Origin of the sequence: uncultured Leptotrichia sp. (genome assembly GCF_938036635.1) — a bacterium.
Classification (GTDB): Bacteria; Fusobacteriota; Fusobacteriia; order Fusobacteriales; family Leptotrichiaceae; genus Leptotrichia; species Leptotrichia hongkongensis.
In genome coordinates this window covers 1-6,137 of record NZ_CALHQO010000558.1, presented here as the reverse complement: position 1 = coordinate 6,137, position 6,137 = coordinate 1, and the positions used below count along the sequence as shown (strand labels likewise).

General features: G+C 32.2%; 7 protein-coding genes. All 7 read left to right on the top strand.

Annotated features, from left to right (window positions below):
* The first annotated feature begins 82 nt into the window (after positions 1–82).
* The 7 genes from tsaE (at position 83) to Q0370_RS11225 (ending at position 6,055) form a co-directional block, all read left to right on the top strand.
* Positions 83–535, top strand: coding sequence for a tRNA (adenosine(37)-N6)-threonylcarbamoyltransferase complex ATPase subunit type 1 TsaE (gene tsaE / locus Q0370_RS11255; protein ID WP_299575766.1), 453 nt, complete (start codon positions 83–85; stop codon positions 533–535).
* Positions 536–607: 72 nt separating this feature from the next.
* The gene (gene tsaB, locus Q0370_RS11250; RefSeq protein ID WP_299575764.1) at positions 608–1,348 is read left to right on the top strand and encodes a tRNA (adenosine(37)-N6)-threonylcarbamoyltransferase complex dimerization subunit type 1 TsaB; all 741 of its coding nucleotides are present in this window, start codon (positions 608–610) and stop codon (positions 1,346–1,348) included.
* A complete protein-coding gene (gene ftsY / locus Q0370_RS11245; RefSeq protein WP_299575762.1) occupies positions 1,348–2,538 on the top strand; it encodes a signal recognition particle-docking protein FtsY in 1,191 nt (396 codons plus the stop codon). The genes tsaB and ftsY overlap by 1 nt, the downstream gene beginning before the upstream one ends.
* Before the next feature lie 28 nt (positions 2,539–2,566).
* Positions 2,567–3,571 carry a phosphate acetyltransferase gene (gene pta / locus Q0370_RS11240; RefSeq protein WP_299575760.1) on the top strand — a complete coding sequence of 335 codons (1,005 nt, stop codon included), beginning with the start codon at positions 2,567–2,569 and terminating at the stop codon, positions 3,569–3,571.
* Between the two features lie 42 nt (positions 3,572–3,613).
* Complete coding sequence (locus tag Q0370_RS11235) at positions 3,614–4,810, top strand: acetate/propionate family kinase (protein WP_299575758.1); 1,197 nt, start codon at positions 3,614–3,616, stop codon at positions 4,808–4,810.
* A gap of 65 nt (positions 4,811–4,875) precedes the next feature.
* Positions 4,876–5,298: a flavodoxin gene (locus Q0370_RS11230; RefSeq protein WP_021743688.1), complete on the top strand. Its 423-nt coding sequence runs from the start codon at positions 4,876–4,878 to the stop codon at positions 5,296–5,298.
* A gap of 130 nt (positions 5,299–5,428) precedes the next feature.
* Positions 5,429–6,055, top strand: a complete 627-nt coding sequence (locus Q0370_RS11225; RefSeq protein WP_299575754.1) for a DUF445 family protein — start codon at positions 5,429–5,431, stop codon at positions 6,053–6,055.
* Positions 6,056–6,137 lie beyond the last annotated feature (82 nt).

The following is a 6,137-nucleotide window of genomic DNA, read 5'->3' as shown; positions in this document are numbered from 1 at the left end:
AATGATAGAAGAAATATTTGTTAATAAAATATATTTTTATTTAAAAATATAATTTAATTGAAATTTAGAAGTGAGAAAAATTATGGAAAATAAAATATTAACATTTGATAAAATAGATAAATTAGCAAAAAATTTAGCAGAAAAATTAAAAAATGGAGGCTGTCTAGGGCTTATTGGAGATTTGGGAGCGGGGAAGACTACGTTTACTAAGAAGATTTGTGAATGTTACAATGTTACAGAGAATGTGAAGAGTCCGACGTTTACTTATGTGATTGAGTATAGTTCTGGAGATGTGCCTGTGTATCATTTTGATGTTTACAGGATTAATGATTCTGAGGAAATTTATGAGATTGGGTTTGAGGATTATATTGGGGAAGATGGAAGTGTTGTGATTATTGAGTGGGCGGACAAGATTTTGGATGAGATGCCTGAGGATGCGGTGTTTGTTGAGATAAATCATTATTCAGATGTGGCTCGTGAAGTATCAGTTTATACGATTGAAAATGGAGAAAAAGTAGATTTTGAAATTGAATAATTTAGTTTTTAATAGTTCAATTTTAAATGGATTCGAGTATAAAAGTAAAGAAAAATGAAAATGGAGAAAAATATGTTGATATTTGCGATAACGACTACAACTAAGCTGGCTGGATTGTCGCTTTATGAGAAAGAGAAGCTGCTGGGGGAAATTCATGTGGAAATGGCAAAAACACATTCTACTACGATTTTGGAGCAGATTGACAGCCTTTTGAAATGGACTGGGAAAAAGCTAGATGAAATTGAAAATGTAATTGTTTCGATAGGACCTGGTTCATTTACGGGTGTTAGAATAGCAATTTCAGTTGTAAAAGGGCTTTTTTTTGGACGGAATGTAAATTTTTATGAAGTGAATGAACTGGATGCACTTGGATTTCAGGGGTATTATAATTTGAAAACAAGTTTGGAAAATGATGAAGATGTGAAAATATATTCGATGATTGATTCACGAAAGGAAAAGATTTATTGTGCAGGTTATGAAACTTCAAGTGAAAATAAATTGAAATTAATAAAAAATTATGAAGTTACAAAACTTGACAGTGTTATTGAGGAAATAATAGAAAATAAGGGAAATAATAAAAAAGTTTATCTAATTGGAGATGCAGTTTTTAATTATAAGGCTAAAATATTGGATAAATTAGGAAATTGTGTAAAAATATTTGAAGATAAGAATTTGGCAATTAATACAATGACATTTGTACAGATGCTTTTAGATAAAAATTTGGAAAATGCTGGTGTGGTAAGAAAGACTGATATTTTTAATCTGAAACCAGATTATCTAGAAAAATCACAGGCGGAAAGGGATAAGAAATAATGCTGAAAAATTTTTTTAAATTTGGAAAAAAGAAAAAAGATGAAGACCAGAAGAATACTTTGGAAAATCAAATAGAAAAAGAAATTGAAGAAAGCCAAAGTGAAATAGATAAAATTAAAGCTGAAACTGAAAAGGAAATAAAGGAAACAGCTGAGGAAATCTTAGGAAAAAATGCTAAAAAAACTGAAAATAATGAAAAAAACTTTGAAACTGAAAGAGAAAAAACTGAAAGTGTAGAAATAGAAGAAAAATCAAATGAGAAAACAAAAGGAAAGCCTAAATTAAAACCTTTAAAGGATAGGCTGGCAACTCCTAAAAAAGGTTTTTTTGGAAAACTGAAGGAAATGCTTTTGGGTAAAGCTATAGATGACGATTTGTACGAGGAACTGGAGGAGTTGCTTATTCAGTCAGATATTGGAATGAATATGACAATGCAGCTAGTGGAGGAGCTGGAAAAATCAGTTTCACAAAAAAAACTAAAAACATCGGAACAAATTTATGATGAACTAAAGGAATTGCTTAAAGCAAAACTTATTTACAATGATGAAAACAGCACAAAATTAAAATTACAGGATGGAAAGCTTAATATCCTTTTAGTTGTTGGAGTAAATGGTGTTGGAAAGACTACTTCCATTGGTAAAATTGCAAAAAAATTGAAGGATAGCGGGAAAAAGGTTATTATTGGGGCTGGAGATACATTTAGAGCCGCTGCGATTGAGCAAGTTGAGGAATGGGGAAAACGAACTGGTGTGGAGGTTATAAAACAGGCACATGGAAGCGACCCTGCGGCTGTAATTTTTGATACAGTAAAAACTGCTAAAAATCGTGGATTTGATGTGGCGATACTGGATACGGCTGGAAGACTGCACAATAAACGTGATTTGATGAAGGAGCTTGAAAAAATAAACAAAATTATACGTGAACAGTCTGGAGAAACAGACTTTGAAACTTTGCTTGTGATTGACAGTACAACTGGTCAGAATGGATTGGAACAGGCTAGAATATTTAATGAAATCGTAGATTTGACAGGAATTATCTTGACAAAATTTGACGGAACGGCAAAAGGAGGAATTATTTTCCCAATTACAGAAGAGTTGAAAAAACCAATTAAATTTATAGGTGTCGGAGAAGGAATTGAGGACTTGAGGGAATTTGACACAAAGGAATTTGTTGAAGCTATGTTTGATTAATAAATATAATTAAGAAAGGAGAGAAATTATGAACACATTAGCGAATGAGTTAAAGGAAAAAGCTAAAAAGCTCCACAAGACAATTATCTTGCCTGAAACAGAAGACGAGAGAGTCTTAAGGGCTACAGAAAAAATTATTAAGGAGGGAATCGCAAAAATTGCTCTAGTTGGAGACGAGAAAAAGCTAAAGGAAAAAGCATCTGAAATTGGAATTTCGTTAGAAGGTGCAATTTTTTATAATCCTGAGTCATGTGCAACAATTGACGAGATGGCAGAACTTTTGAGAAAAAAAAGAGAGAAAAAAGGAATGACGCTTGAAACTGCAAAAGCGACACTTATGTCAGATTCAAGATATTTTGCAGCAATGCTTGTACACCAAGGAAGAGTAGATGGAATGGTAGCAGGTTCATCTTCACCAACAGCTCATGTCCTAAGAGCTGCAATTCACATAATTGGGCCAAAGGAAGGACTAAAGACAGTATCAAGTTCTTTTATTATGATAACAAATACGCCTGAATTTGGAGATAATGGAACTCTTGTATATTCAGATGGTGGAGTAATACCTAGTCCAACAGCTATGCAGCTTGCCGATATTGCTATTTCTGCAGCAGAAAAAGCTAGATTTACTGCTGGGATAAAAGAGCCTAAAGTCGCATTTCTATCATTTTCTACAAAAGGGAGTGCAGACGGAGTATCTGTAAGCAAAGTTAGAGAGGCTATCGAAATTTTAAAAGATAGAAATGTTAATTTTGACTTTGATGGAGAATTACAGCTTGATGCTGCGATTGTACCAGAAGTAGCTGCTGCAAAAGCACCTGGATCAAAAGTGGCAGGACAGGCAAATGTATTGATTTTTCCAGATTTAGATTCAGGAAATATTGGATATAAATTGACACAGAGACTGGCTAAAGCAAAAGCGTTAGGACCATTAATTCAAGGATTGGCACGTCCAGTTCACGATCTTTCAAGAGGATGCAGTGTAGAAGATATAGTAGAAGTTGTTGCAATTACTGCTGTTGAATCAGAAATGTAAAACATAAATAAAAATACAAACAAAAAATTTGGAGGGAAATTTATGAAAATTTTGGTAATAAATTGTGGAAGTTCATCAGCAAAATTTGAACTTATTGACATGACAAATGAGCAATCACTAGCTAAAGGAAATTGTGAAAGAATAGGAATTGCAAATCCTATTTTCAGTTACAAGAATTTATTGACTGGAGAAAAAATTGATAAAATGGAAGTTCCAATGGAAAACCATACAGTTGCGGTAGAATTGATTCTAAAAACACTTCAAGATGAAAAAATAGGGGTAATTTCAAGCGTGGATGAAATTGATTCAATAGGACATAGAATTGTCCACGGTGGAGAATACTATGAAAAATCTGTAATTGTAGATGACGAAGTTATAAAAAACCTTGAGGAAATAGCACCGCTTGCACCTTTACATAACCCAGCACATATAATGGGAATAAAAGTTGTCCAAAAATTGCTTCCCGGTAAAAAGAACGTGGTTGTGTTTGACACGGCTTTCCATCAAACAATGCCAGGAAAAGCGTATATGTATGCTTATCCTTATGAAGACTATACTGACTTGAAAGTTAGAAAATATGGATTTCATGGGACTTCTCACAGATATGTAAGTGAAGTGGCAAGAGAAATGTTAGGAAAAGAAGATTCTAAAATTATAGTTTGTCATCTTGGAAATGGAGCAAGTATTTCAGCAGTTCAAAATGGTAAAGTCGTAGATACATCAATGGGAATGACACCGCTTGCAGGAATTATGATGGGAACAAGAACAGGAGATGCAGATCCTGCCTCTGTTATTTATATAATGAGAAAAAGAGGACTTTCTTTGGATGAAATGAACAATAGAATGAATAAACAGTCTGGAATTTTAGGAATATTTGGAGAAAGTTCAGATTTTCGTGATTTAGATGCAGCAAGAAGAAGTGGGAATGAAAAGGCTCAATTAGCTTATGAAATGTTCTGCTATAGAATACAACTTTATATTGGAGCTTATGTTGCAGCAATGAACGGTGTTGATGCAATTGCCTTTACTGGTGGAATTGGAGAAAATTCAGTTGGAGTAAAAAAACATATATGTGAATCGCTTTCATATTTTGGAATCGAACTTGATGAAGAAAAAAATGCACAAAGATTACCAGGAAATATAGAATTATCAACAAAAAATTCAAAAGTTAAAATATATAAGATTGAAACAGCAGAAGAGCTTGTAATTGCAAGAGATACTTATAGATTAACAAAATAAAAATACAGATAGCCAAACTTTAGGGTTTGGCTTTACAATAATTTATGATCAAAGAAAGGAAAACTATGGCAACATTAAATATAATTTATTACACAGGTACTGGAAATACTGCAGATATGGCAAAATACATTGGTGAAGGAGCAGAAAATGCTGGAGCTGATGTAAAATTGATAAATGTAGAAGAAGCTGATGAAAGTGCAATAAATGCTGATTTTGTAGCATTTGGATCACCTGCTGTCGGAGCAGAAGAAATTGCACCAGAAATGGTTGAATTCTTTGAAGGGATAAAAGAACAGATTATAGGAAAAACAGTTGGACTTTTTGGCTCTTATGACTGGGGACAAGGCGGTTGGATGGAAACTTGGCGTGAAGAAATGATAAATGAAGGATTTTCTATTGTAAATGATGGTCTTATAATTCATCTAGCTGTTGACGATGATGAAAAAATTGAGAAATGCAAGGAATATGGAAAAGCAATAGTTGGTTAATTTTACCTTTAAAAAATGAATTAGTAAAATTGAGAAAAATCTATAGTTTTGAATAAAAATTATAACTTTTGATGTCAATTTTAAATAAATTACTATAAAATTATTCATAGTTATAAATATGGAGGAAAAATTGGGAAATTTATTAATACAGCTGGTCATAATGGTCTTTGTAGGGACACTTATAGGATGGTTTACAAATTATTTGGCAATAAAGCTGCTGTTTAGGCCTTATAAGGAAGTAAACTTTCTATTTTTTAAAATACAGGGATTAGTTCCTAAAAATCGAGACAGAATATCAGAAAACCTTGCTGAAACAATTGAAAAGGAACTTATTTCAGTAGAGCATATTACAGCAAAACTAAAGGATAGTGATGTTATTAATGATGATGTTTTAGATAAACTGCTTGATAAAGTTATAGGAGAAAAGCTTAAAAATAGTGTGTTAGAAAAAAATCCACTATTAAAGATGTTTTTAAATGATTCGTTAATTGAAAAAATAAAATCATACTTTAAAAAGTCCATTTTGGAAAATAAAGAGGAAATAGTGGAAGAAATAATAAAAATCGCAGAAGATAAAATAAATTTTAAAGAAATTATGCTTGAAAAAATGAAAAATTTTTCATTAGAAGAAATGGAAAAAATTATTTTGTCTGTGTCTAAAAATGAATTGAAACATATTGAGATCATCGGTGGGATATTAGGAGGAATAATTGCATTATTTCAGTTTTTTATAATGTTATTATTAAAACAGATATAAAATTTTTAACGTAAGGGCATCAGACGCCATGCCCTTACAACCCGGCTCGTCTAAGCATTTTCTGAAAATAAAAATTAAACTC